Genomic DNA, 25,297 nt, shown 5'->3' with positions numbered 1-25,297 from the left:
GACATGTGACCCGGCGTGGACACGGGTCCCGGGGCGTTGCCTGGTCGCGGTTGGCCGGAAGCGTCCGTGCTGCCCGTCCCGGGCCCCGGGCTGTGGCCCGGCACGTGGCCCGGCCCGGCCACGGGTCCCGGGGCGTCGTCTGGTCGCGGTTCGCCGGTGGTGTCCCCGTCGCCCGTCCCGGGCCCCTGGCCTGGCCTGAGGTCATCTCCGTGCGACCCAGTCCCCGCCGCCCCGTCGCCGGTCCCCGTGCCGCTCATGACCGGGTCCAGTCGCCCGACTTGCCGCCCGTCTTCTCCTCGACCCGGATGTCCGTGATCACCGCCGCCTTGTCGACCGCCTTGACCATGTCGACCACCGTCAGCGCCGCCACCGACACCGCCGTCAGGGCCTCCATCTCGACCCCCGTACGGTCCGTCGTCTTCACCGTGGCCACGATCTCGACCGCGTCCCCGTCGTCCGCCACCCGCAGGTCCAGCGTGACCCCCGACACCGCCAGCGGGTGGCAGAGCGGAATCAGGTCCGGCGTCCGCTTCGCGCCCATGATGCCCGCGATGCGGGCCGTCGCCAGCGCGTCGCCCTTCGGGACGCCCTCGCCCCGCAGCAGTTCCACGACCCGCCGTGAGACCAGGACGCGTCCGCTGGCGCGGGCCGTGCGCGCCGTTACGGCCTTTTCGGAGACGTCGACCATACGAGCCGCCCCCGCCTCGTCGATGTGCGTCAGCCTGTTCTGCGTGCTCATTGGTGCGGCGCTCCCGGTCCTGGCCCGGCGGGCCTGTGTGGGCAGACACGGTACCGCCACCGCCCGTACCTCACCCGATGAGGACCACCTCCAGCTCCGCCCCCGGCTCCGCCGAGGTGTCCGGCTCCGGGACCACGATCAGGCAGTCGGCGTGGGCGAGCGCCGCGATCAGGTGGGAGCCCGAGCCGCCGACCGGGGAGACGGTGCCGGACTCCCCGTCGTACACACCCCGCAGGAACTGCCGCTTGCCCGCCGGCGACGACAGCGCCTTGTCCGTCTTGAGCACCGCGCGGACCTTCGGGCGGTGGATGTCCGTCAGGCCCATCAGCTTCCGGATCGCGGGCCGTACGAACAGCTCGAAGGAGACGTACGACGACACCGGGTTGCCCGGCAGCGCCAGCAGTGGCGTGTGCTCGCGGCCGATCGAGCCGAAGCCCTGCGGTTTGCCCGGCTGCATCGCCAGTTTGCGGAAGTCGACGCCGGTGCCCAGCACGTCCCCCTCGCCCTCCGAGTCGCCCACCGACGACAGCGCCTCCTTCACCACGTCGTACGCCCCGACGCTCACCCCGCCCGTCGTGACCAGCAGATCGGCGCGGATCAGCTGGTCCTCGATCGTGGCGCGCAGCGTCTCCGCGTCGTCCGAGACCGCGCCCACCCGGTAGGAGATGGCGCCCGCGTCGCGCGCCGCGGCGCACAGCGCGAAGCTGTTCGAGTCGTAGATCTGGCCCTCGCCCAAGTCCTCACCCGGCTGGACCAGTTCGCTGCCTGTGGAGAGGACGACGACCCGCGGACGCGGGTGTACGCGCACGGTGCCGCGCCCGATCGCGGCGAGCAGGCCGATCTGCGGCGGCCCCAGGACCGTCCCCTCCGTCAGCACCAGGTCGCCCGCCTGTACGTCGCTGCCGCGCGCGCGGACATGCGCCCGCGCCTCCGCGGGGCGGTGGACGCGGACCTCACCGCTCGCGCCCTCCGGGGACTGCCCGGCCGGGCGCATCGTCGTGGCCGCGCCCCCGCCCGTACCGCCGTCGGTCCACTCGACCGGCACGACCGCCTCCGCGCCCGGCGGCAGCGGCGCCCCGGTCATGATCCGCGCCGCCTGGCCGGGGCCGACCCTGAGCGGCTTGCCGCCGCCCGCGGCCACGTCGCCGATGACCGTGAGCACCGCCGGGAACTCCTCGGTGGCGCCGACGACGTCGGCCGTACGGATCGCATACCCGTCCATGGAGCTGTTGTCGAAGGGCGGCAGCGCGACCGGCGCCGTGACGTCCTCGACGAGGACGCAGCCCTGGGCGTCCGGCAGTTGCAGCTCGATCGGATCCAGCGGGCGGATCGCGCCGAGGATGTCCTCCAGGTGGTCGTCCACCGACCAGATCGTGCTGCTCACGGTGTTACATCTCCTCGGTCACATAACGGCGAAGCCAGCTCCGGAACTCCGGCCCCAGGTCCTCACGTTCGCACGCGAGTCTGACAATCGCCCGCAGATAGTCGCTTCGGTCACCGGTGTCGTAGCGGCGGCCCTTGAAGACGACGCCGTGCACCGGGCCGCCGAGCCTCTCCTCCGCGGTGGTGGCCGACTGATGGCGCGCGGCGAGCTTCTCCAGGGCGTCGGTGAGCTGGATCTCATTGCCGCGGCCCGGCGCTGTCTCCCGCAGTATGTCGAAGATGCCGGGGCCCAGGACATAGCGGCCGATGATGGCGAGATTGCTCGGAGCCTCCGACGCGTCCGGCTTCTCCACCAGGTTGGTGACCTTGACGACATCCGAGTCGCCGGTGGGCTCGACGGCCGCGCAGCCGTACTGGTGGATCTGCGCGGGATCGACCTCCATCAGCGCGATGACGCTGCCGCCCTCCCGCTCCTGGACCTCGATCATCCGAGCCAGCAGCGGGTCACGCGGATCGATCAGGTCGTCGCCGAGCAGGACCGCGAAGGGCTGGTCGCCGACGTGCGGGGCGGCGCACAGGACGGCGTGGCCGAGGCCGCGCGGGTCGCCCTGGCGTACGTAGTGCATGGTGGCGAGGTCGCTCGACTCCTGCACCTTCGCAAGCCGTTCGGCGTCTCCCTTGCGGGTCAGCGCCTCCTCCAGCTCGTAGTTGCGGTCGAAGTGGTCTTCCAGCGGCCTCTTGTTCCGGCCTGTGACCATCAGTACGTCGGTGAGCCCGGCCGAGACCGCCTCCTCGACGACGTACTGGATCGCGGGCTTGTCGACGACAGGCAGCATCTCTTTGGGAGTGGCTTTCGTGGCAGGCAGGAACCGGGTTCCCAAGCCTGCGGCGGGGATGACAGCCTTGCTGATCCTGAGGGGCGACTGAGTCATGCGCAGCACCATATCCGGCGAATATGGGCCGATCATGAGGCGCTGATTAACTTTCTTCTCATAGAGCTCATTGAGTAGATACAGGTGCATACGAGAGGCTTGTGAAACCGCGATGAACAGCGACATGTCCGGAAAGAGTGCGGTACGGCGTGCGCTCCTCGACGCCCGGAGCCTCCTGTCCCCCGACGACGTACGCGAGGCAGCCGCGGATCTCGCGCTGCACGCCCTGGATCTGCCGGAACTGGCCGAGGCCGCCACGGTCGCCGCGTATGTCTCCGTGGGACGCGAACCGGGGACGCGCGCACTGCTCGACGCGCTACGCGCGCGTGGCGTACGCGTTCTGCTGCCGGTCCTGAAGGCGGACCACGACCTGGACTGGGGTGCGTACGACGGCCCGGAGCGGCTGGCGCCCGCGCCGCGCGGGCTCTGGGAGCCGGACGGCGAGCGGCTCGGCGTGGACGCCGTGCTGGAGGCGGATGCCGTGCTCCTGCCGGGGCTCGCCGTGGATGCCCGCGGCGTCCGTCTGGGGCGCGGCGGGGGCTCGTACGACCGGGTGCTCGCCCGGCTGGCGGCGGTCGGCGCGGACCCCGCGCTGGTGGTGCTGCTGTACGCGAACGAGGTGGTCGCCCGGGTCCCGGAGGAACCGCACGACCACCCCGTACACGCGGTGGTGACACCCGAGGCCGTCACGCGTTTCTCGCGCTTCACGCGCGCGTAGGCCTCTGCATGCTCTCTGGGCTCTATGGAGTGAGCTTGAGGGTGTCGACCGTCTTGCCCTCCACCGCCTTGTCGCTGAAGGCCCAGTCGAGCAGCTCGCCGTCCGCCCACTTGTCCGTCTGATCGGTGTAGTGCGCGCTGTACGCGTGCCCCGACGCGCCGGACAGGTTGATCCAGCGCGACTTGTCCCAGTCGCCGACGTTGACGACCATCCGCATCGACGGCACCCAGATGACGCTGTAGCCGGTCGCCGCGTTCCAGCCGGTGGCGTTGACCGCTGCCTCGCCGCCGCCCAGGTTCCACGGCCCGCGGTTGAGCACGAACTGCAGGAAGCCGGGACCCTCGGTGCCCAGCGTCTGGTTCCTCAGCGTCAGCTGGTGCAGTCGGCCCCAGCTCCACTTCGTGGAGTCCTTGCCGAGCTTGGCGGTCAGCTCCCAGCGGGCGTCCTCCATGGCCCGGGCGAACAGCTCGTCACGGGTGTCGGTGGCCTTGTCCGTACGGCTCTGCGGGGACTGCCACCACTCGTTGTCCTCGTCCTGGTGGATCGCGCGGACCACCTCGTACCAGCGGTCGCCGCCGTCCGGCTGCGCGGAGTCCGAGTCGCGTTCGCCGCACTCCCGTACCAGCTCGTTGAGCTCCTCCTCAGGGGCCGAGACTTCGGCCGGGCGGACGCTGAGGCACTCGCCCACGGGGCGCAGCTCCTTGGGCAGCTTGTTGCCGAAGGCGAGCTTGAGGATATTGCGCCAGACCGCGTTGAAGTACGCGGCGGCACCGGAGTCCGGCTCCTGGGTGTAGTCCCAGCCCTCCAGGAGTTTCTGCGCCTCGCGGACGTGGGGGTCCGCGACGTCGATCTTCAGCAGGAGCGGCGTCAGCAGCTTGGCGATCTCGCTGCTGTTGTCCATCTGCATCGTGCGCATGTCTTCGGTCGAGATCTTGCCGCCGTCCTTGATCTTCGACTCTATGAGGTCGCTGATCCGGCGGCTGCGCGCGCCGTAGCCGTAGTCCTTGGTGAGGAGGTTCGGGTACTTCTCATCGATCACGGCCTGGTTGGCGGTGACGATATAGCCGCGGGCCGGGTCGTACTCGTACGGCATCTCCTCGAAGGGGATGTACCCCTTCCACTCGTACTTGGCGTCCCAGCCGGGCGCGGGCGTCGTGCCGTCACCCTTGGCGCGCACCGGGATCTTTCCGGGGGCCTGGTAGCCGATGTGGCCCGCGGAGTCGGCGTAGATGATGTTCTGGGAGGGAACCTCGAAGTTCTTGGCGGCCGCGCGGAAGGTCTTGAAGTCCTTGGCACGGTTGAGTGCGAAGACCGCGTCCATGGACTTGCCGGGCTGCAGCGCCGTCCACTGGAGGGATACGCCGTAGCCGGGGCCGCGGTCGGGCGCGTCGGAGACGGGCGCCTTCTGGCCGACCTGCTCCAGCTCGCTGCTGCGGTCGGAGATGAGCGGGCCATGTCCGGTGGAGCGGACCGTGATGGTCTTGGAGGACCCGCCCGCGACCTTGATGATCTCCTTGCGGGAGACCAGCTCCCTCTGCCTGCTGCCCACCAGATAGCGGTCGCCGTCGAGCTTCTCCAGGTAGAGGTCGGTGACGTCCGCGCCGAGGTTGGTGAAGCCCCAGGCGATGTCCTGGTTGTGGCCGATTATCACGCCCGGCATGCCGGAGAAGGTGTACCCGGCGGTGTCGTACTGACAGGTGCGGGAGACGGTCCGGCAGTGCAGGCCCATCTGGTACCAGATGGAGGGCAGCGACGGCGCGAGGTGCGGGTCGTTGGCCAGCATCGGCTTGTCGGTCGTCGTGTACTTGTCGTCGACGACCCAGGAGTTGGAGCCGATGCCGCTGCCGCTGGGGCCGAGCAGCGCGGGGATGGTGTCGAGGGTCTTCGCGAGCGCGGACAGCTGGGAGTTGACCCCCTGGGCGGCTTCCTCCACGCCATCCCCACTGCCGTCCCCGCTGATGTTGCTGCCGCTGCCGCTCTCGCTGCCGTCGCCGTTGGACTCGTCGTCGGACTGGTCGGAAGGCTCGGCGTCCGGGGCGAACTCTCCGGTCGTGGAATCTATGCCGCCCTCTGCGACGATCGGCTTGTTCCTGGTGTACGGATACGGCGGGTACAGCTCTTTGATCTGCTTCGCGTCGAGCCTGCTGGTCAGCAGCGAGCGGTCGATCTCGTCCTGCATATTGCCGCGCAGGTCCCAGGCCATCGCCTTGAGCCAGGCCACCGAGTCGACCGGCGTCCACTGCTCGGGCTTGTAGTCGTTGGTGAAGGCGAGAGCGGCGTACTCGACGGAGATGTCCTTGCCGCCGCGGCCCTTGAGGTAGGCGTTGACGCCGTCCGCGTACGCCTGGAGGTACTTCTTGGTCTCCGGCGCCAGGACAGAGTCGTACTCCTTCTGCGCGATCTCGCGCCAGCCGAGCGTGCGCAGGAAGGAGTCCGTCTCGACCTGGTCCGCGCCGAACATCTCGGAGAGGCGGCCGGCCGTCATATGGCGGCGGACGTCCATCTCCCAGAAGCGGTCCTGCGCCTGGACGAAGCCCTGGGCGCGGAACAGGTCCTCGTCACTGTCCGCGTAGATCTGCGGAATGCCGTAATCGTCGCGTTTTACGTCGACCTGGCCCTTGAGGCCGTCGAGCTTGAGGGTCCCGGTGGTCTGCGGGAATGAGGCGCGTACGGTGCTGACGCTCCAATACGCGGCGTATCCGACACCCGCGACAAGCGCCAGCACCAGGACCATCACGAGCAGGCGGGCGCGTCGCCCCTTCTTCTTCTTCGGGGAAGAGGCGGTTGTGTTGGCGGGCATCGCTGTCCTTCGAGGGGCAGGGTGGTCCTGGAGTCTGGAGCAACTGTAGGCGCAGGGTCCGGCACCACCTGACGCGGTGTCCGTAAGGGCGCGACCTGGGCCTGTACCTGAACCCCCTGGCTCCTTCGTGCGGACGATCACACGCATCAAGAAAACGTTAAAGATTAGGTAAGGTAACGAAGTGTTGCCTGTCGGCGGCCGAACGACGGAAGGGTCCGGCGACGCGACGGCGCGAGGGGAAGGATCGGCCACTGACTGTCCACCAGCTCAATGAACTCCTGCTCATCTGCTCACTTGTCCTGCTCATCGCCGTCGCGGCGGTGCGCATCTCGTCCCGCAGCGGGCTCCCCAGCCTGCTGCTGTACCTCGGGATCGGGATCGCGATCGGGCAGGACGGCATGTTCGGCGTGCGGTTCGACGACGCCGAACTGACGCAGGTGATCGGCTATGCCGCGCTTGTGGTGATCCTGGCCGAGGGCGGCCTGGGCACCCAGTGGAAGGACATCAAACCCGCGCTGCCGGCGGCCGCCGCGCTGGCGACGGTCGGCGTCGCGGTGAGCGTCGGCGTCACGGCCGCGGGAGCGCACTACCTGGTCGGTCTCGAATGGCGGCAGTCGCTGATCATCGGCGCGGTGGTCACCTCGACGGACGCCGCCGCGGTCTTCTCCGTACTGCGCAAGGTGCCGCTGCCGTCCCGCGTGACCGGCGCCCTGGAGGCCGAGTCGGGCTTCAACGACGCCCCCGTGGTGATCCTTGTGGTGGCCTTCTCGACGACCGGTCCGGTCGACGCCTGGTACGTACTGGTCGGACAGATCATCCTGGAGCTGGCGATCGGCGCGGTCGTGGGGCTGGCGGCGGGCTGGCTGGGCGCGTACGGGCTGCGGCATGTGGCGCTGCCCGCCTCCGGCCTGTACCCGATCGCGGTGATGGCGATCGCGGTGGTGGCGTACGCGGCCGGGGCCATGGCGCACGGCAGCGGCTTCCTCGCCGTCTATCTCGCTTCGATGCTTCTCGGCAATTCGAGGCTTCCGCACGCGCCCGCCAACCGCGGCTTCGCCGAGGGTCTCGGCTGGATCGCGCAGATCGGCATGTTCGTGCTGCTCGGCCTGCTGGTGACGCCGAGCGAGCTGACCCGCGACTTCTGGTCGGCGGTGGTCGTGGGGCTGGTGTTGACCCTGGTGGCGCGACCGCTGGGGGTGCTCATCAGCCTGCTGCCCTTCCGCATCCCCTGGCAGGAACAGATGCTGATGTCGTGGGCGGGGCTGCGCGGCGCCGTGCCCATCATTTTCGCGACCATCCCGATGGTGTCGGGCATCGAGGGCAGCGACCGCGTCTTCAACATCGTCTTCATCCTGGTCGTCGTCTACACCCTCGTGCAGGGGCCGACGCTGCCCTGGCTGGCGAAAGCGCTACGGCTGGGCGAGCCGACCGCCGCCGCCGACCTGGGCATCGAGTCGGCGCCGCTGGAGCGGCTGCGCGGGCATCTGCTCTCGGTGGCGATCCCCAAGGGATCGAAGATGCACGGCGTGGAGGTCGCGGAGTTGCGGCTGCCTTCGGGGTCCGCGGTCACCCTCGTCGTACGGGACGGGACGAGCTTCGTGCCGCTGCCGTCGACCGTGCTGCGTCGGGGCGACGAGCTGCTGGTGGTGGCGACGGATCCGGTACGGGACGCGGCGGAGCGGCGGCTGCGGGCGGTCGCGCGGGGCGGGAAGCTGGCGTACTGGCTGGAGGCGGGCGAGGGTCGCGAGGGTCGGGACAGTCGGGGCGGTCGGGACGGTTGAGAGGTCGGGACGGCGGTCGGGACGGTCGGGACGGCCGGGACGGTCGGGACAGCCGGGACGGAAACTCTGCCGGAAGGCCTGGATAATCCCAGGTGGACCGCCGGGGCGTGCGTCGTTTCGCAGGCTCGGTGGGCGGATTGCCTGTACCATGAAGGAACACTGATCGACCAACTCTGCCTGACGCAGAGCTGGCGCGACCGTATGGCGGCCGTGGTGCCCCTCACCGGGGCAACGGCATCTACCGCAGTTCCGCGCAAGAGGACAGCTCTCGGCGGCTCCCGATTTACTGCGGGGAGCGCTACCAGGCGGCAGAAAGGCACGGACCGTGGCATCCACGGTCATCACCGGCCGCCGTCCCGGATACGGGCAGCTCCTGCGCACACCCGGCGCCTGGACATTCCTGCTCCCCGGCTTCCTGGCCCGACAGCCCTTCGCGATGCTGACCATCGGCATCGTTCTGCTCGTCCAGGCCACCACCGGTTCGTACGGCAGCGCCGGCGCGGTCGCCGCCTTCACGGGTGTCGCGATGGCACTCTTCGCTCCGCAGAGCGGCAAGCTCGCGGACCGTTTCGGGCAGCGGGCCGTACTGCTCCCGGGCGTGCTCGTGCACGCCGCTTCCGTATCCGTACTGACGGCGCTCGCGCTGGCGCACGCGCCCCTGTGGGCGCTGTTCCTCGCGGCCGTGCCGACGGGTGCGTCCGTACCGCAGGTCGGGCCGATGGTCCGGGCCCGCTGGGCGGCCAAACTGGAAGGTTCGCCGCTGATGACCACGGCGGCGGCCTTCGAATCCGTGACGGACGAGTTCACCTTCGTCGTCGGACCGGTGCTCGCCACCGCCCTGTGCACGGGCGTGCACCCGGCGGCGGGGCTGATCGCGGAGGCGACGCTGACGCTGGCGGGCGGTCTGTTCTTCGCGGCGCAGAGCCGTACGCAGCCGTCCGTACGCCCGGCGGCGGCGGACGGCCGGCCGCACACGTCCGCGCTGGCCATCCCGGGCGTACGGGTGCTGGCGGTGGCCTTCCTCGGCATCGGCTCGGTGTTCGGCGGAATGCAGGTCGCGCTGACGGCCTTCGCCGAGGAGATCGGCAACCCGGGAGCCAATGGGCTGCTGTACGGAATCTTCGCCGCCGGAAACATGCTGGCGGGCGTCGCGTGCGGCGCGATCGCCTGGAAGTGCGGGCCGCGGCGGCGGCTGGTGCTCGGCTACGCCGGGCTGACGCTGGCGGCCTCCGCGCTGTGGGCGGTGCACTCGGTGGCGCTGCTCGCCGGTCTTGGGCTGCTGGTCGGCCTCTGCATCGCGCCCGCCCTGATCGGCGGCTACACGCTGGTCGAGTCCCTGGTGCCCGCCACGGCCCGTACGGAGGCCTTCACCTGGCTGACGGGCGCGGTCGCGCTGGGGCAGGCGGCGGCCGTGACGGTGGCCGGGCAGCTGGCCGACGGGAACGGCGCGAGCGCCGCCTTCGCGGTGCCGCTGGTGGGCACCGCGCTGGCCTTGGTCACCCTGCTGGCGCTGCGCTCGCGGCTGGTCCCGAAGGCCGTCACGACGCCTTCCGGGCTGATCGCGGCACGTGGGATGGGTCACCGAGTGCCGGTGGCGGTGGACTGATCCAGCGGAATACGTCACTATGGACCGTCGTTAGCACTCACTGAGTGAGAGTGCCAGGAGGAAGACACAGTGCCGACCTACCAGTACCAGTGCAAAGAATGCGGCAAGGGCCTCGAAGCGGTGCAGAAATTCACCGATGATGCCCTGACCGTATGCCCCAGCTGTGATGGACGCCTGAAGAAGGTGTTCTCGGCGGTCGGCATCGTCTTCAAGGGTTCCGGTTTCTACCGGAACGACAGCCGTAGCACGTCGTCGAGCAGTGCCCCCGCGACGGCGAGCGCCACGTCCGCCAACGGGAACGGGAGCGGAAGCGAAAGCGGGAAATCCGCGGAGTCGAAGCCCGCGGCTTCCACATCCTCGGCTTCCACCTCGCCGAGCTCTTCGGGCTCTTCGGGCTCCTCGGGTTCTTCGGGCTCGACTTCGTCGGGTTCTTCGAGTGCTTCTTCCAGTTCCTCTTCGAGCTCCAGCGGTGCCAGCTCGGCCGCCTGACGCCTGATTTCCGGGACCCTGCCGTTGCGTACGGCGGGGTCCTTGGCGTTTTCCCGTACGGATAATGTGATCGCCATGACGACCAATGCGAGCAGCGCGAGCGGCGCGAGCAAGGTGAACGCAGAGATCGGTGTGATCGGCGGCTCGGGGTTCTACTCCTTCCTGGAGAATGTCACCGAGGTCGAGGTGGAGACCCCGTACGGCAGCCCCAGCGACTCACTGTTCCTCGGCGAGGTCGCCGGGCGACGGGTGGCCTTCCTGCCCCGCCACGGGCGCGGCCACCATCTGCCGCCGCACCGCATCAACTACCGCGCCAATCTGTGGGCGCTGCGGTCGGCGGGTGTGAGGCAGGTGCTCGCGCCGTGCGCGGTGGGCGGGCTGCGGCCCGAGTACGGGCCGGGAACGCTGCTCGTTCCGGATCAGTTCGTGGACCGTACGAAGGCGCGTGTGCAGACGTACTACGACGGTGAGCCGCTGCCCGGGGGCGCGATTCCGAACGTGGTGCATGTGTCGCCGGCCGACCCGTACTGCCCCGAGGGGCGCAAGGCGGCGCTGGTGGCCGCGCGCGGGCAGAACTGGGATGCGGTGGACGGCGGAACACTGGTCGTGGTCGAGGGGCCGCGGTTCTCGACCCGGGCGGAGTCGCGGTGGCATGCGGCGATGGGCTGGTCGGTGGTCGGCATGACCGGGCACCCGGAAGCCGTGCTCGCCCGTGAACTGGAGCTCTGCTACACCTCGATAGCGCTGGTGACGGACCTGGACGCGGGGGCCGAGAGCGGTGAGGGTGTCTCCCACGGGGAGGTGCTGAAGGTCTTCGCCGCGAATGTCGACCGGCTGCGGTCGGTCCTCTTCGACGCGGTGGCGGGGTTGCAGGAGGACGGGGCGCGGGACTGCCTGTGCGCGCATGCGCTGGGCGGCTGGGACACCGGAATTGAGCTGCCGTAGGCCGTTTGCAAGCCGCTGGCATAGCCCTTGTGAGTGAGGGAGTTGTCCACAAGGCGGGGGTCGTCCACAGGCCCGAGCGGGATACGCGCGGAGGGTGGATCGTGAGGAGCGGTCAGTCCGATCCACTCTTCGAGCCCTCTGGGTTTTCGGCCTGGAGCTCCTCACGACAGGCGGTGTGTGCCATGACGCTTCCCCCTGCTTCCTCCCACCCCGGTGCCTCCCACCCCGGTGCCTCGCACCCTTCCTCCTCCCACCATTCTTCCTCTCTCCCCGTGCCGGAGCCTCTCGGTGTGCCGCAGTTCGCCCCGCTGCGGGTGCGCGGTGGGGCGCGCCGGTTGCGGCGGGCGGTGCTCCGGCGGCGGCGCGCGATCGCGGCGGGTCTGGCCATGACCGCTGCGGCGCTTGCCGCGTCCGCCGCTCAGGGCGCGCGCGGGGCGGGCGGCGACGAGAGCGTCACGGTGTCGGCGCCAGTGCGTATCGCGGACGCTGCGACAGTCCGGCTGCTGCGCCCCGGAGACCGTGTGGATGTGATCGCCACCGGCAACTCCCGTACGGGGCAAGGGGCTGCGGCGCGAGTGATCGCATCGGGCGCTCGTGTGGCTGAAGTTCCGGAAGCGCGTGAGTCCGCTCAGGATGGCTCCTTGCGGGGCGGTGGGGCGCTGATTGTCCTGGCGGTCCCGCGGGCGACCGCCGCGGCACTGGCCGGCGCGGGCGCGACCTCACGGCTGGCGGTGGCGGTGTGCTGACCCGTACTGCCGTAGGTTTCGGAGCGTTTGGCCCGTTCGGGTCGAGGGACTGCTCATGCGAAAAGAGGCTCAGTGGTGAGCGAGAAGAAAGTCAGCTCCAGCTTCAGCGTCCTGGAGGGTTTCAAGGCTTTCCTGCTGCGCGGCAATGTGATCGACCTGGCGGTTGCCGTGGTCATCGGCGCCGCGTTCACTCAGATTGTGAACTCCGTGGTGAAGGGCGTCATCAGCCCGCTGGTCGGTGCGTTCGGCACCAAGGACCTCACCAAGTACAGCTCGTGCCTCAAGGACCCGTGTGTCATCGATCCCAAGACCGGCGAGGCATCCAGCGGCATTCCGATCATGTGGGGCTCGGTGCTCAGCGCCACGCTGACCTTCCTGATCACCGCGGCCGTCGTCTACTTCCTGATGGTGCTGCCCATGTCGAAGTATCTGGCCAGGCGGGCCGAGCGGGATGCGGCCAGGGAGGGCGCCAAGGAAGTGGTCGAGCTGAGCGAGCTGGAGGTCTTGAAGGAGATCCGGGACGAGCTCGTGGCCCAGCGGGGCGCGGGGCAGGACCACCGGGGCGACCGCTAGAGATACCTCAGATGTGGTGCGGCGGCTTCTCGTCGAGGAAGCGCGCCAGATCGGCGGCACTGTCGCCGCTCGCCGGAGCCCGCTCACCCCACCCGCGGTCCGTATCGTCCGAGGACTGCTGGTCCATCGGATCCTCGAAGATCAGGGTCGGCTTGGGGGACTGCTGCCGCGGCTGCTCCGCATCGCGCGGTCCGGGGGCGGGGGCGGTGCTCATACGCCCAGGGTACGGCCCCCGGGGTACGGCACCCGAGGGTACGGCCGCGTGGACACGACAGCGGGGGCCCGAACCGAGAGAAGCGGGGGTGTCATGAAGTCATGAAGCTGAAGCAGGGGTGCCATGAAACGGAATGACGCGCTCACGGACGTGACCGGACTACGGGTCGGCCACGCGCGGGTGGCCGGTGACCGCGCGCTCAGCGGTACCACCGTCGTTCTCGCGCCTGAGGGCGGCGCGATCGCCGCCGTCGATGTACGGGGCGGCGGCCCCGGCACCCGCGAGACCGACGCCCTCGACCCCCGCAATCTGGTCCAGCGCATCGAGGCGGTCGTGCTGACCGGCGGCAGCGCGTACGGCCTGGATGCCGCCGGGGGCGTGATGGCCTGGCTGGAGGAGCGGGGCCGCGGCGTCCGGGTCGGCCCCGACCCGTCGCATGTGGTGCCGGTGGTCCCGGCGGCCTGCGTCTTCGACCTGGGGCGCGGCGGCGACTGGCGGGCCCGGCCGGACGCCTCGACCGGGCGGGCCGCGGTCGAGGCGGCGGCACGTACGGCCGAAGGCGCACCGGTCGAGGAGGGCGACGTGGGCGCGGGCACGGGCGCGGTGGTCGGGCAGATCAAGGGCGGCATCGGCACGGCGAGTACGGTCCTGGGCTCGGGCATCACGGTGGCCGCGCTGGTCGTGGCCAACGCCGCGGGCTCGGCGGTGGATCCGTCGACGGGCGTGCTGTACGGGCAGGCCATCGACGCTCTGGGGGGCCGCGTGGCCCGCCCCTCGCCCGAGATTCACGCGGCGGCCGAGCGGCGGCTGTCCGCGGCGCGCGAGCGGAACGGGCAGCCCCCGCTGAACACCACCCTCGCCGTCGTCGCGACCGACGCCGACCTGACCCGGGCCCAGGCACAGAAGCTGGCGGGTACGGCACACGACGGCATCGCCCGCGCCGTGCGTCCCGTCCATCTCCTCAACGACGGGGACACCGTCTTCACCCTCGCCACCGGTGCCGTTCCGCTGGATGCCGCCAACCCTCTCGCGCTCAACGAAGTGCTCGCGGCGGGCGCCGACATGGTGACCCGGGCGATCGTACGGGCGCTCCTCGCGGCCCGGAGCGTCGACGGCCCCGGCGGGGCGTTTCCCTCGTACCGGGACCTGTACAACCCTCAATGACATCAGCGACATCAGAGGCGTCAATGGCATCAACAGCCCCGACTGGCGCACAGGCTAACCCCGCCAGCCGGAAAGTACGGGAACTTCTCGGCTACTCCGGTTCGTTTTTCCCGAACCCGGGACACGTTGTCAGACCCAGGGGCTACGTTTAGCAATCACAAAGTGACTTGCGGCAACGGCCTGGAGACCCACCTTGAACGATCCGTACGAGACAACCGAGACGCAACTCGAGCGACTCCTGGGTCGGGCGCTCAACTCCTTCGATCTGCCCGACGCGACAGTCGAGCGGCTCGAATCCGCGCTGGCCCACGCTAGTTCGCTGCATTCCTCGCACCACAGCGCGGCCCTCCACCGCGCCACGTACCGGCATGCCTACCTGCTGAGCGACGGCAGCTCGCTCGTCCTGTGGGAGCTGGTGCACAACACCGGCCGGGACGGCACGGAGCAGCACGAGCTCTACGCCGAGGAGTCGGAGGCCCGCCTCGCCGCCTCCCGGCTGCCCACCCGTTCCCCGGGCTGCGCCGGGTCCGCGGGGGCCCTCGCCGAAGGGCGGTTCAACGACCTCGACGCCGATATCGACGCGGACCTGGACGCCGATCTGGAGCTGCTGTCCTCGCTGCTGACCGCGCCCTCGGCCCCGCTGCCCCGGATGTACGTCCTGGACAACTCCGCGGACCACGCGCGCCGGGTGCTGCGCCGCGCGGAGAACGCCGACCGGCCGGGCCGGGAGATCGCCGGCAGACTGCGGGCGGCGTTCGCCCACCACATCACCCAGGTCTTCGGCCGCCAGTGCCGGGTGGAGGGCAAGGACGCGGGCTTCACCCTGTACGAGCACGCGTTCCTGTTGCTCGACGGGACCGAGACCAGCCTGTGGGAGGTCGAGCACACGGCGACGCCGGACGGCCGCCATATGTGCGAGGTCTACGGCGAGGAGAACTTGGCGCGAGAGGCGATGGAGCTGCGCGGACGGGTTCGCTGACCGTCCCGCAGTCCCGCCCTCGACAAGCGCCGCCGAACCGCCGCGGCGGACGGACGCCGCCCCCGTCAGGTGGGGGCGGCGTCCGGCGGAAGCGGTATCCGAGGTATTCAGCGATTCGGCGTCAGGCCGCAGCGAGCACCTTCGGCTCCTGCTCCGCGGGGGTCGGCTGCTCCGGCTTCACCTTGCGGGCGCCCTTGAGCAGGATGACCAGGCCCGTGCTGACGAGCGTGCCCGCGACGATCGCCACCAGGTAGAGGAACGGGCTGCCGATCAGCGGGATCACGAAGACGCCGCCGTGCGGGGCGCGCAGGGTGCACTCGAAGGCCATCGAGAGCGCGCCGGTCACCGCGCCGCCCACCATCGCGGACGGGATGACCCGGAGCGGGTCGGCGGCGGCGAAGGGAATCGCGCCCTCGGTGATGAAGGACGCGCCGAGCACCCAGGCTGCCTTGCCGTTCTCGCGCTCGGCCTTGGTGAAGAGCTTGGCGCGCACGACCGTGGCCAGCGCCATCGCCAGCGGCGGGACCATGCCCGCGGCCATCACCGCGGCCATGACCTTGAGGGAACCTTCGTTGGGGTTGGCGAGACCGCCGATCGCGAAGGTGTAGGCGACCTTGTTGAGCGGGCCGCCGAGGTCGAAGCACATCATCAGGCCGAGGATGACGCCCAGGATGATCGCGTTGGCCCCCGAGAGGCTGGACAGCCAGTCGGTGAGCGCCTTCTGGAGTTCGGCGATCGGCTTGCCGACCACCAGGAACATCAGGAAGCCGACGACAATCGACGAGATCAGCGGTATCACGACGACCGGCATGATGCCGCGCAGTGGCGCGGGAATCTTCACGCGCTGGATCGCCATGACCGTGCCGCCCGCGAGCAGACCGGCGATCAGGCCGCCGAGGAACCCGGCGTTGATCTGGAGCGCGACCGCGCCGCCGACGAAGCCGGGGACGAGACCGGGACGGTCGGCCATTCCGTAGGCGATGTACCCGGCCAGTACGGGGATGAGGAAGCTGAACGCCAGCCCGCCGATCTGGAAGAGCAGCGCGGCCCAGCTGGTGTGGTCGCCCCAGACGAACACCTCGGTGACGGGCTTGGCGCTCGCGATCTCGTAGCCGCCGATGGCGAAGCCGAGGGCGATGAGGAGACCGCCCGCCGCGACGAACGGGACCATGTAGCTGACGCCGCTCATCAGCCACTTGCGCAGCTTCGTGCCGTAGCCCTCGCCGGGCTCCCCGGCCGCGTCCATGGGCGCGGCCTTGTCGGCCGGGCCGCTGACCTCGCCGCGTTCTGCCTTGCCGCGCACCTCGGCGATGAGTTCGGCGGGCCTGCTGATTCCGGCCTTGACGCCGACGTCGACGGTGGGCTTGCCGGCGAACCGGTCCTTGTCGCGTACCGGTACGTCGTGCGCGAAGATCACGCCGTCGGCGGCGGCGATGACGCGCGGGTCGAGCCGGTCGAACCCGGCGGAGCCCTGCGTTTCGACGACGACCTCGACGCCGTTCGCCTCGCCCGCCTTTTCGAGGGACTCGGCGGCCATGTAGGTGTGGGCGATCCCAGTGGGGCAGGAGGTGACGGCGACGATCCGGAAGGGAGCCGGGGTTCCGCCCTCCCCTTGCTCGTTGGCGGCGCCCGCCGGAGCCTCGACCTCGACCTGGGCCTCGGCCTCGGCCATGGCTGTCAGCGTCGCGTCGCCCCGGATCAGTGCCGCCGCCTGCTCCGCGTCCGTCGACGCCCGCAGCGCGCTCGTGAACTCCTCGTCCATCAGCTGGCGCGCCAGGCTCGACAGGATCGTCAGGTGAGCGTCGTCCGCGCCCGCGGGGGCCGCGATCAGGAAGATCAGGTCCGCTGGGCCGTCGGGCGCGCCGAAGTCGATGCCCGGCGCGCTGCGGCCGAACGCCAGCGTCGGCTCCGTGACGTGCTCGCTCCGGCAGTGCGGAATGCCGATCCCGCCGTCCAGGCCCGTCGGCATCTGCGCCTCACGGGCCGCCACATCGGCCAGGAAGCCGTCCAGGTCGGTGACCCGGCCCAGGCTCACCATTCGCTCGGCCAGCGAACGGGCCGCGGCCTCCTTCGTCGTCGCGGCCAGGTCGAGATCGACCAGGTCCGCGGTGATCATGTCGCTCATCGCGGGCTCCCTTGCTCAGTGAGGATTCGTTCCAGAGGTACATCGGCGGTCACGCTGACCGCCGACAGGTCGAGGTCGGCAGGCGCGGGCATCACGCTGCCGGGCAGTTGGACGGCCGCCGCGCCGTGCGCGACCGCCGCGGCCAGCGCGGCTGGGCCTTCGCCGCCCGCCGCCAGGAAGCCGGCCAGTGACGCGTCGCCCGCGCCGACGTTGCTGCGTACGGCCAGGACCGGGGCCGAGCCGAAGTACGTGCCCGTCTCGGAGACCAGCAACTGGCCGTCCGCGCCCAGGCTGGCCAGTACGGCACCGGCGCCGAGGCCCCGCAGCTCCTCCGCCGCCTTGACGGCGTCGCCGATGGTGATCAGCGGGCGGTTGACGGCCTGGGCGAGTTCGTCGGCGTTGGGCTTGACGACGTCGGGGTGCGAACCGAGGGCCGCGAGCAGCGAGGGGCCCGAGGTGTCGAGGGCGACCCGTGCCCCGGCCGCGTGGGCGCGGGCGACCAGTTCGGCGTACCACTCGGGGGTGAGGCCGCGCGGCAGACTGCCGCAGCAGGCGATCCACGCGGCGGACGAGGAGTGGTCCCGGACCGTGGACAGGAGCGCCTCGGATTCCGGGGCGGTCAGTACGGGTCCGGGCGCGTTGATCTTCGTCAGCGTGCCGTCCGGCTCCGCCAGGGCGATGTTCGAGCGGGTGTGCCCGGCCACCGCCACCGGCGCGACCTCGATGCCCTGCCCTGCCAGCAGCTCCGCGACCAGCGCGCCCGGCGCGCCGCCGAGCGGCATGACGGCGACCGTACGGTGTCCGGCGGCGGCGACGGCCCGCGAGACGTTGACGCCCTTGCCGCCGGGGTCCATCCGTTCGGCCGTGGCCCGCAGCACCTCGCCGCGGTCCAGGGCCGGGACTTCGTACGTACGGTCCAGGGAGGGGTTCGGGGTGACAGTGAGGATCATGCGCGTACGACTTCCGTTCCCGCGGCTTCGATCGCCGCGGCGTCCTTCGGGCTGAGCCCGCTGTCGGTGATGAGCACATCGACGTCGGCGAGGTCGCCGAAGCGGGCGAAGTGCTCCTGGCCGTGCTTGGCCGAGTCGGCCAGCAGCACCACGCGCCGCGCGGCCGAGACGATCGCGCGCTTGACGGCGGCCTCGGCGAGGTCGGGGGTGGTGAGGCCGCCCTCGACGGAGAAGCCGTTCGCGCCGAGGAAGACGACATCGGCCTTGAGTTCGCCGTACGCCCGCAGCGCCCAGGCGTCGACGGCGGCCCGCGTACGGTGCCGGACCCTGCCCCCCACCAGGTGGAGGTCGATGCCGGGGTGGTCGGCGAGGCGCGCGGCGACGGACAGGGCGTGGGTGACGACGGTGAGCGGGAGCTCCAGCGGGAAGTCCGCCGCGAGACGGCCCACGGTCGAACCGGCGTCGAGGATCACGCTGCCCTCCGCCGGCAGTTCGGCGAGGGCGGCGCGTGCGATGCGGTCCTTCTCGTCGGCGGCGGTGGACTCGCGCTCGGCGAGGTCGGGCTCGAAGTCGAGCCGCCCGGCCGGGATGGCCCCACCGTGCACGCGGCGGACGAGTCCGGCCCGGTCCAGGGCCTTGAGGTCGCGCCGGATGGTCTCGGCGGTGACCTGGAACTCCTCGGCGAGCGACAGGACGTCGACCCGGCCGCCGTCGCGGGCGAGGCGGAGGATCTCCTGCTGGCGCTCAGGTGCGTACATGTGGGTTTGGATCCGTTTCAATGTCCGTGTGTGTGGTTTATCTGGAGGCTACGCCCGGATTTCTGCGAAGTAAACAGATCTGGGCAAACGGAAGCAGATATTCGACTCTAGGGGAATGACAGAGGCCCGGCCCCGGGAACTGTCCCCGGGCCGGGCCTCGGCCTGCTACCGCCGTGACGGCCTCAGTGCCTCAGTGGGTGAGCACCGGCTCCCCGTCGGCTTCCGGCGCCTCGTCGTGCTCGTTGTGTTCGTCCGTGCCGCCTTCCAGGTGCTGCTTCGGCCGCGCGGGCAGCGCGAACATCACCACGAAGATCACGGCCAGCACCGCCACCACCCACCACAGCGAGCTCTGGAACGCCTCCCCGAAGGCCTTCCCCGCCTCGCTCGGCGCGCTCAGCTTGCCGAGCGCCCGGTCGAGCGGCCCGAAGAAGACCACCGAGACCAGCCCGAGCCCCAGCGCGTTGCCCATCTGCATGGTCGTGTTGATCAGCCCGGACGCCGAGCCCGAGTGCTCCTGCGGTACGTCCGACAGCACCGCGTCCGTCAGCGGCGCCACGATCAGGCCCATGCCCGCGCCCATCACTGTCAGCGGCAGCATCATCTGCCAGGACTGGATCTCCGTCCCGTACCGCCCGGCCTCCCAGATGTAGAGGAGCAGCCCCGCGGCCATCGTCAACGCGCCCGCCTGCAGCACCTTCCGGCCGAAGCGCGGCACCAGCTTCTGTACGGACATCCCCGCCGCCACCGACACGGCGATCGAGAACGGGACACCGGTCAGACCCGCCCGCAGCGCGCTCCAGCCGAGGCCGATCTGCATGTACAGCGTCCAGACCAGGAAGAAGATCCCCAGGGCGATGCCGAAGGTGAGCTGCACGGCGATACCGGCGGCGAAGCTCTTCACCCGGAACAGCGACAGCTCGACCAGCGGTGAACCGTCCTTACGCGTCTTCCTCTTCTCGTACGCCACGAACGCGGCGAAGACGACCAGGCTGCCGGCCATGCACAGGTGCCCCCAGAGCGGCCAGTCCAGGTCACGTCCGCGCGTCAGCGGGTAGATCAGCATCAGCAGAGCGAGCGTGACGAGGGCGACGCCGACCATGTCGAGCTTGAGCGCCTTCGGGGCACGGGACTCGATGATGTACTTCCGGCCCAGGATCAGCCCGGCGATGCCCACGGGCAGGTTGATCAGGAAGATCGGCCGCCATTCGAGGCCGAAGAGGTTCCACTGGGTCAGCAGTGCGCCGAGCAGCGGCCCCGACACCGCGCCGAGGCCGATGATCGCGCCGAACATTCCGAAGACCTTGCCGCGCTCGTGGGCGGGGAAGGTGACATGGATGATCGCCAGCACCTGCGGCACCATCAGCGCCGCTGTCGCGCCCTGGAGAAGGCGGGAGGCGACCAGCATGTCCGCGTTCGCGGCGAAGCCGCAGAGCGCGGAGGCGAGCGTGAAGCCGGTGATGCCGATCAGGAAGAGCCGCTTGCGGCCGTAGATGTCACCGAGCCTGCCGCCGGTGATCAGACCGGCGGCGAAGGCGAGCGCGTAACCGGCGGTGATCCACTGGATGGCGCCGAACGAGGCGCCGAGGTCCCGCTCGATGCTCGGTATCGCGATGTTGACGATGGTGACGTCGACCAGGTCCATGAAGGCCGCGGTCATGACGATGGCGAGCGCGATCCAGCGGCGGCGGTCTGAAGCGTCGGAGACGGTATCCGGCGGTACCGGTACGGGGGGCTGTGAAGTCATGCGAGAAAGATAGGGGCCATCTAGGTCAGACAATGTCCTAGATGGTGGGCACCCTGGAACGCATGACGGACACTCCGGCACGGCTGTTGAATCTGCTGTCTCTACTCCAGACTCCGCGCGAATGGCCCGGCAGCGAGCTCGCCGAGCGCCTCGACGTGAGCCCGCGCACGATCCGGCGCGACATCGACCGGCTGCGGGATCTGGGCTATCCGGTCGAGGCGACGATGGGCGCGGTGGGCGGCTACCGCCTGGTCGCGGGCACGGCGATGCCGCCGCTGCTCCTGGACGACGAGGAGGCGGTCGCCATCGCGGTGGGCCTGCGGGCGGGGGCGGGCCACGCCATCGAGGGCATCGAGGAAGCGTCCGTACGGGCGCTGGCCAAACTGGAGCAGGTGCTGCCGTCGCGTCTGCGGCACCGGGTCACCACACTCCAGGCGGCGACGATCCCGCTGACCCGGGGCGACGGCGCGACGATCGATCCGCACACGCTGACGGTGATCGCGGGGACGGTGACGGGGCGGGAGCGCCTCCGCTTCGGGTACCGGGCGGGGGACGGGACGGAGAGCAAGCGGCAGGTCGAGCCGTACCGGCTGGTGTCGACGGGGCGCCGGTGGTACCTCGTGGCGTACGACCTGGGGCGGGAGGACTGGCGTACGTTCCGGGTCGACCGGGTGTCGGAGCCGTTCGCGACGGCGGCGCGGTTCACTCCGAGGGAGCTGCCGCAGGGGGGTGCGGCGGAGCTGCTGGGCCACTCCATGTCCCGGCAACCGGAACACGACCTGGACGTCAGTTTCGAGGCGCCGGCGGGGTTCGTGGCGGCGCGGCTGCCGGAGTCTCTGGGCGCGCCGGAGGAAACGGAGGAGACGGGGGAGGGGAAGTGCCGGTTGCGGGCGAGGTCGGGGGACTCGGTGGAGTGGCTGGCACTGCGGCTGGCGCTGGTGGACTGCGAGTTCACGGTGCATGGGCCGGCGGTGCTGCGCGAGTACGTGAGGGACTTGGGAGCGAGGCTGCTGCGTGCGGGGTGAGGGTGCCCCGGTACGGCCTTCGGCCGTGTCCTCAATCGCCGGACGGGCTGGAAATCCAGCCCCGCTGGGGGTCCCCCCACGCCCTCAGGGCGTAGGGGGAGTTTGAGGCGCGGGGTCTGGGGCGGAGCCCCCAGTTCGGGATGGGGGTACCTCCCACGCCGCTAGGCGTAGGGGGAGGGCGGGTAGGGGAGAGCCCGCCGCAGGCGCAGGGTCATCGTCCCCGCACGCAAAGGACCCCAGCACCGGGGGGGAGGGTGCCGGGGTCCGTCTATGGGGGTGGGGTTGCGCGGGCGGGTGTGTTACGCCGCCGCGTCGAAGCCCGTGTCGCGTGCCAGTCGCTTCAGCTCCAGCAGCGCGTGCTTCTCGATCTGCCGGATTCGCTCCCGCGTCAGACCGTGCTCCTTGCCGACCTCCGTCAGCGTCCGCTCCCGGCCGTCCTCGATGCCGTACCGCATGCGGATGATCGAGGCCGTACGGTGGTCGAGCTTGCCGATCAGCTCCTCCAGCTCCTCGCTGCGCAGCAGCGACAGCACCGACTGCTCCGGCGACACCGCCGACGCGTCCTCCAGCAGGTCGCCGAACTGCGTCTCACCCGCGTCGTCCACCGGCATGTTCAGGCTGACCGGGTCACGTGCCCAGTCCAGGACGTCGATGATCCGCTCCGGCTTGGAGTCCAGCTCGGCCGCGACCTCCGCGGGCTCCGGCTCCCGGCCGTGCTCACGGTTGAACTCGCGCTGCACGCGGCGGATCCGTCCGAGCTCCTCCACCAGGTGGACAGGGAGCCGGATGGTGCGGGACTGGTCGGCTATGGAGCGGGTGATCGCCTGGCGGATCCACCACGTCGCGTACGTCGAGAACTTGAAGCCCTTCGCGTAGTCGAACTTCTCGACCGCGCGCACCAGGCCCGCATTGCCCTCCTGGATCAGGTCGAGCAGGGGCAGACCACTGCGCGGGTAGCGTCGCGCCACCGCCACGACAAGGCGGAGATTGGAGCGGATGAAGACATCCTTCGCGCGCTCGCCCGCGGCAACCAGCGCTTCGAGCTCCTCGCGTGTGGCTCCGGCGGCGTCGCTCTCCACCTCCTTGGCCAGGATCTGGTGCGCGTACACACCCGCCTCGATGGTCTGGGAGAGCTCGACCTCCTTCGCGGCGTCGAGCAGAGGCGTACGCGCGATCTCGTCGAGGTACATGCCGACCAGGTCGCGGTCGGCGATCTCCCCGCCCACGGCGCGAACGCTGCTGGCCCGGCCCGTCCCACCGGTAGAGGACTGACGTCGGGCGACGGCACGGGTTGCCATGCGTGCTCCCTTGATAAGTAGGTCGCGACACCCACCCCGGGGTGCCCCTGCTTCCGATGGAAACAACGACTGGAATCCGGACAGAATTCCCACGCTACCCATCGATTTTGGTGACCATGCAGTACCCTGTGCCCCTCCATGGGAGGGGCCATGTCAGAAGAATGCACAGAAGTGCAGGTCAGGGCCGGAATGGCGGCCGATCTCCACTCCCTCGCCGAGCTTTACAACCACCACACGAGTGAGACCGCCATCACCTTCGACCCGTTCGTCTTCCCGTCCGTCTTCGCACCCTGAAGACGGCCCGCACCGCCTTCTGGTTGCCCGGACGTTCTGCGAGACGTCGAGGACGTCGAGACTTCTGCGACTGCGACCAGAGGCCTAGGTCCCCAGCCCGTTACCGTCGCGGGTACCCCGCGCCTAGGGTCCAATTCATGGACACGTTCAGGGATACGACGGGCACGCTCGACGAAGCGCTGGAACGCCTCCACACCCGCGGGCCCGAGCGCCGTGGCTGGCTGACCAATCACGGACCGATGGCCGTCGAGGCGCTCGTACGGCACGGTCAGGCGTCGCTCGTCCACCGCTGGCTGGATGCCTACGCCGACAAGCTGGAGGACATGCCGCAGCCCGGCGCCCCGGTGACGGAGGCCAATTGGCGCGAGGCGCTCGGCGACCCGCGCCGGATCGCCGACTGGGCGCGGTACTTCGAGCGGGAGACCGGCGACCGCCCCTGGCGCGAGGTGCTCGCCGTCTGGTGGCCCCGGCTGCTGCCCGGCATCGCGGGCGGCGCCACGCATCCCGTGATCCGGGTGGGCCACGCCGTACGCACCCTGCTCACCACCGAGGAGACCGCACCCCGCGTCACCGAGCTGGCACACGCCCTGGGCTACTGGGCCGCCCGGCACCTGACCCTCCCCGCGACCGCGACCGCGACCGCGACCGCGCCCGTGACCCTGCCCGCGCTCACGCTGAACGCCGGCGCGCCGAGCGCGGGCGCCGCGCTGGACGCCCTACCCGCCGTGCCCCGTCAGCAGGGCGGCATCCTGGACCGCCTCGATCAGCTCACCGCCCTCCCCGCCTGGCCGCACCCGGCACCCGGCTCCGGCCCCGAAGTGCCCGGTCCCGAAGTGCCCGCTCCCGACGCCGCCCGCGCCCGCCTCGCCGAGCTCGTCACGGCCGCCACCCACCGCTACGCCACCCACGCCCACGGCGAGCCGATCATGCTGGTGCACGCGGCGACCGCGCCCAATGCCGTACTGCGGGCCCTGCCCGCGCTGCCCCGAGAGCTGTGGGCGCCGAGTCTCGCCGCCGCCTGGGCGGCGAGCGCCGCGGTCACCGCCGCGTATACGCCGAAGGGCCCGGCTCCGTACTCCCTCACCCCGCTCACTTCCGAGGAGGTCTTCGAGCGGGCCGCCGCGCACGGCGACGACCACACCATCAAGTTCGCCGACACCGCGCTGGACGTCGGCGACGCGACCGCGCTCGCCGCCGCCGTACGCTCCATCGAGCTCAACGAACCGCTGCTCTAGCCGAACTGAAGGGATCGCTTCGCCATCCCGAGCCAGAATCCGTCGATCACGCTCCGCCCGCTGTCGAGCTCTTCCGCAGCCGCGCCGAGCGTGACGAACAGCGGCGCGAAGTGCTCGGTCCGCGGATGCGCCAGACGGCCGGCCGGGGCCTTGTTCTCGAAGTCCAGCAGCGCGTCCACATCGCCCGCGGCCAGCGCCCGCCGCCCCCAGTCGTCGAACTCCGACGACCAGCCGGGGATCCCGCTCTGCCGCAGCGCGGCCAGGTTGTGGGTGAAGAAGCCGCTGCCCACGATCAGTACGCCCTCGTCGCGCAGCGGCGCGAGCCTGCGGCCGATGTCCATCAGCTTCCGCGGGTTGAGCGTCGGCATGGAGATCTGGAGGACGGGGATGTCGGCGTCCGGGAACATCTCCACCAGCGGGACGTACGCGCCGTGGTCGAGCCCGCGGTCCGGGAAGTCCTGCACCGGCGTGTCGTTCGTCGCTCCGCGCAGCAGCTTCCGTACGGAAGCGGCGAGTTCCGGCGCGCCGGGAGCCGCGTACGTCACCTGGTAGTAGTGCTCGGGGAAGCCCCAGAAGTCATATACCAGCGGCACGGGTTCGGTGGCACCGAGCGCGAGCGGTGCCTCCTCCCAGTGGGCGGAGACCATCAGGATCGCCGTGGGGCGTGGCAGGGACGCCGACCAGGCGGCGAGCTCGCCGGGCCAGAGCGGGTCGTCGGCCAGTGGCGGCGCGCCGTGGGAAAGATAGAGGGCGGGCATGCGCGCTGTGCTGGGGCTGGTGGTCATGGCGGCTCCCGATC

The 25,297-nt window shown here is 70.6% G+C and carries 23 protein-coding genes; 12 read left to right on the top strand and 11 right to left on the bottom strand.

Translation table 11 applies throughout. The annotated features are described in order from the left end of the window. Positions 1-253 precede the first annotated feature (253 nt). From moaC to galU, 3 genes are all read right to left on the bottom strand, one after another. Positions 254-739, bottom strand: a complete 486-nt coding sequence (moaC, locus tag ACIHCQ_RS40230) for a cyclic pyranopterin monophosphate synthase MoaC (protein ID WP_399673849.1) — start codon at positions 737-739, stop codon at positions 254-256. 70 nt (positions 740-809) lie between these two features. Then, the gene (glp, locus tag ACIHCQ_RS40225; RefSeq protein ID WP_399673847.1) at positions 810-2,123 is read right to left on the bottom strand and encodes a gephyrin-like molybdotransferase Glp; all 1,314 of its coding nucleotides are present in this window, start codon (positions 2,121-2,123) and stop codon (positions 810-812) included. A gap of 4 nt (positions 2,124-2,127) precedes the next feature. Then, positions 2,128-3,054, bottom strand: coding sequence for a UTP--glucose-1-phosphate uridylyltransferase GalU (galU, locus tag ACIHCQ_RS40220; RefSeq protein ID WP_399673845.1), 927 nt, complete (start codon positions 3,052-3,054; stop codon positions 2,128-2,130). Positions 3,055-3,166: 112 nt separating this feature from the next. Between galU and ACIHCQ_RS40215 the strand changes: the two genes are divergently transcribed. After that, positions 3,167-3,772 (top strand): 5-formyltetrahydrofolate cyclo-ligase, encoded by a 606-nt coding sequence (locus ACIHCQ_RS40215; RefSeq protein ID WP_399673844.1) that lies wholly within the window; start codon positions 3,167-3,169, stop codon positions 3,770-3,772. A gap of 22 nt (positions 3,773-3,794) precedes the next feature. Here ACIHCQ_RS40215 and ACIHCQ_RS40210 read toward each other — a convergent pair whose 3' ends face one another. Next, the gene (locus tag ACIHCQ_RS40210; RefSeq protein ID WP_399673842.1) at positions 3,795-6,572 is read right to left on the bottom strand and encodes a penicillin acylase family protein; all 2,778 of its coding nucleotides are present in this window, start codon (positions 6,570-6,572) and stop codon (positions 3,795-3,797) included. 251 nt (positions 6,573-6,823) lie between these two features. Between ACIHCQ_RS40210 and ACIHCQ_RS40205 the strand changes: the two genes are divergently transcribed. From ACIHCQ_RS40205 to mscL, 6 genes are all read left to right on the top strand, one after another. After that, the gene (locus ACIHCQ_RS40205; RefSeq protein ID WP_399673892.1) at positions 6,824-8,353 is read left to right on the top strand and encodes a potassium/proton antiporter; all 1,530 of its coding nucleotides are present in this window, start codon (positions 6,824-6,826) and stop codon (positions 8,351-8,353) included. Positions 8,354-8,678: 325 nt separating this feature from the next. Then, entirely contained in the window at positions 8,679-9,959 is a 1,281-nt protein-coding gene (locus ACIHCQ_RS40200; protein ID WP_399673840.1) for an MFS transporter, read from the top strand. 69 nt (positions 9,960-10,028) lie between these two features. Next, positions 10,029-10,448, top strand: a complete 420-nt coding sequence (locus tag ACIHCQ_RS40195) for an FmdB family zinc ribbon protein (RefSeq protein WP_399673838.1) — start codon at positions 10,029-10,031, stop codon at positions 10,446-10,448. Between the two features lie 75 nt (positions 10,449-10,523). After that, on the top strand, positions 10,524-11,393 hold the full coding sequence (locus ACIHCQ_RS40190) for an S-methyl-5'-thioadenosine phosphorylase (protein WP_399673836.1): 870 nt from the start codon (positions 10,524-10,526) through the stop codon (positions 11,391-11,393). Between the two features lie 272 nt (positions 11,394-11,665). Further along, positions 11,666-12,139 (top strand): RcpC/CpaB family pilus assembly protein, encoded by a 474-nt coding sequence (locus tag ACIHCQ_RS40185; protein ID WP_399673834.1) that lies wholly within the window; start codon positions 11,666-11,668, stop codon positions 12,137-12,139. A 75-nt stretch (positions 12,140-12,214) separates the two neighbouring features. Continuing rightward, positions 12,215-12,712 (top strand): large conductance mechanosensitive channel protein MscL, encoded by a 498-nt coding sequence (gene mscL, locus ACIHCQ_RS40180; protein ID WP_399673832.1) that lies wholly within the window; start codon positions 12,215-12,217, stop codon positions 12,710-12,712. Between the two features lie 7 nt (positions 12,713-12,719). Here the strand turns inward: mscL and ACIHCQ_RS40175 are convergent, their stop codons facing one another. Next, on the bottom strand, positions 12,720-12,926 hold the full coding sequence (locus ACIHCQ_RS40175) for a hypothetical protein (protein ID WP_399673830.1): 207 nt from the start codon (positions 12,924-12,926) through the stop codon (positions 12,720-12,722). Between the two features lie 123 nt (positions 12,927-13,049). Here ACIHCQ_RS40175 and ACIHCQ_RS40170 point away from each other — a divergent pair, with 123 nt between their 5' ends. Beyond that, the gene (locus ACIHCQ_RS40170; protein WP_399673828.1) at positions 13,050-14,090 is read left to right on the top strand and encodes a P1 family peptidase; all 1,041 of its coding nucleotides are present in this window, start codon (positions 13,050-13,052) and stop codon (positions 14,088-14,090) included. Between the two features lie 193 nt (positions 14,091-14,283). After that, positions 14,284-15,069 carry a DUF6227 family protein gene (locus ACIHCQ_RS40165; RefSeq protein WP_399673826.1) on the top strand — a complete coding sequence of 262 codons (786 nt, stop codon included), beginning with the start codon at positions 14,284-14,286 and terminating at the stop codon, positions 15,067-15,069. A gap of 121 nt (positions 15,070-15,190) precedes the next feature. Here ACIHCQ_RS40165 and ACIHCQ_RS40160 read toward each other — a convergent pair whose 3' ends face one another. The 4 genes from ACIHCQ_RS40160 to ACIHCQ_RS40145 form a co-directional block, all read right to left on the bottom strand. Beyond that, positions 15,191-17,194 carry a fructose-specific PTS transporter subunit EIIC gene (locus ACIHCQ_RS40160; RefSeq protein WP_399673824.1) on the bottom strand — a complete coding sequence of 668 codons (2,004 nt, stop codon included), beginning with the start codon at positions 17,192-17,194 and terminating at the stop codon, positions 15,191-15,193. Then, entirely contained in the window at positions 17,191-18,144 is a 954-nt protein-coding gene (pfkB, locus tag ACIHCQ_RS40155; RefSeq protein WP_399673822.1) for a 1-phosphofructokinase, read from the bottom strand. The genes ACIHCQ_RS40160 and pfkB overlap by 4 nt, the downstream gene beginning before the upstream one ends. Then, a complete protein-coding gene (locus tag ACIHCQ_RS40150; protein ID WP_399673820.1) occupies positions 18,141-18,902 on the bottom strand; it encodes a DeoR/GlpR family DNA-binding transcription regulator in 762 nt (253 codons plus the stop codon). The genes pfkB and ACIHCQ_RS40150 overlap by 4 nt, the downstream gene beginning before the upstream one ends. Before the next feature lie 190 nt (positions 18,903-19,092). Then, complete coding sequence (locus tag ACIHCQ_RS40145; RefSeq protein ID WP_399673818.1) at positions 19,093-20,646, bottom strand: MFS transporter; 1,554 nt, start codon at positions 20,644-20,646, stop codon at positions 19,093-19,095. 62 nt (positions 20,647-20,708) lie between these two features. Here ACIHCQ_RS40145 and ACIHCQ_RS40140 point away from each other — a divergent pair, with 62 nt between their 5' ends. After that, entirely contained in the window at positions 20,709-21,671 is a 963-nt protein-coding gene (locus ACIHCQ_RS40140; protein ID WP_399673816.1) for a helix-turn-helix transcriptional regulator, read from the top strand. 299 nt (positions 21,672-21,970) lie between these two features. On the opposite strand, the gene ACIHCQ_RS40135 is transcribed toward ACIHCQ_RS40140, so the two are convergent. After that, complete coding sequence (locus ACIHCQ_RS40135; protein WP_399673814.1) at positions 21,971-22,969, bottom strand: RNA polymerase sigma factor RpoD/SigA; 999 nt, start codon at positions 22,967-22,969, stop codon at positions 21,971-21,973. A gap of 150 nt (positions 22,970-23,119) precedes the next feature. Here ACIHCQ_RS40135 and ACIHCQ_RS40130 point away from each other — a divergent pair, with 150 nt between their 5' ends. Further along, the gene (locus ACIHCQ_RS40130; protein WP_399673812.1) at positions 23,120-23,263 is read left to right on the top strand and encodes a hypothetical protein; all 144 of its coding nucleotides are present in this window, start codon (positions 23,120-23,122) and stop codon (positions 23,261-23,263) included. 137 nt (positions 23,264-23,400) lie between these two features. Continuing rightward, entirely contained in the window at positions 23,401-24,498 is a 1,098-nt protein-coding gene (locus ACIHCQ_RS40125; RefSeq protein WP_399673810.1) for a questin oxidase family protein, read from the top strand. Here the strand turns inward: ACIHCQ_RS40125 and ACIHCQ_RS40120 are convergent. Next, complete coding sequence (locus tag ACIHCQ_RS40120; protein WP_399673890.1) at positions 24,495-25,256, bottom strand: dioxygenase; 762 nt, start codon at positions 25,254-25,256, stop codon at positions 24,495-24,497. The two genes, ACIHCQ_RS40125 and ACIHCQ_RS40120, sit on opposite strands and share 4 nt — an antisense overlap. Positions 25,257-25,297 lie beyond the last annotated feature (41 nt).

It is taken from the genome of Streptomyces sp. NPDC052236, from assembly GCF_044548015.1.
Classification (GTDB): Bacteria; Actinomycetota; Actinomycetes; order Streptomycetales; family Streptomycetaceae; genus Streptomyces.
This window is presented reverse-complemented; position numbering and strand designations above follow the sequence as displayed.